The 279-nt window shown below is 53.4% G+C and carries 1 protein-coding gene; it reads right to left on the bottom strand.

The window, feature by feature from the left end; genetic code table 11:
- Nucleotides 1-279, bottom strand: a 279-nt coding sequence (locus tag LRP50_RS25640; protein WP_274167204.1) for a hypothetical protein, incomplete at both ends; no start/stop codon positions are given.

The raw sequence follows: 279 nt of genomic DNA, 5'->3' as shown, positions 1-279 counted from the left end.
TCGGTTGTTGTGCCATCCGTTGAAGTGTCTGTGGTGGTCTCCGTCGTGCTAGTTTCTGTCGAGTTAGTGGACGTACTGTCAGTACCCGTCACCAAGGTGGAGCTTTCATTTTCCATCACTCGGGTGTGAATGCGCTGGCTACCGGCGTAGTAGTGCTTGGTGGCGACTTTGCCTGCACGTACCACCAGATACGCATTGATGTAACGCGTTTCTCCCTGACTGGTCGACTTGATAACCCGCTCTCCGCCAGCATCGTAAATATAGGTACTGGTGTGTCCG

Source organism: Enterovibrio gelatinilyticus, assembly GCF_028683095.1.
Classification (GTDB): Bacteria; Pseudomonadota; Gammaproteobacteria; order Enterobacterales; family Vibrionaceae; genus Enterovibrio; species Enterovibrio gelatinilyticus.
The sequence above is the reverse complement of the archived record's forward strand: the minus strand, read 5'-3'. Positions and strand labels throughout refer to the sequence as shown.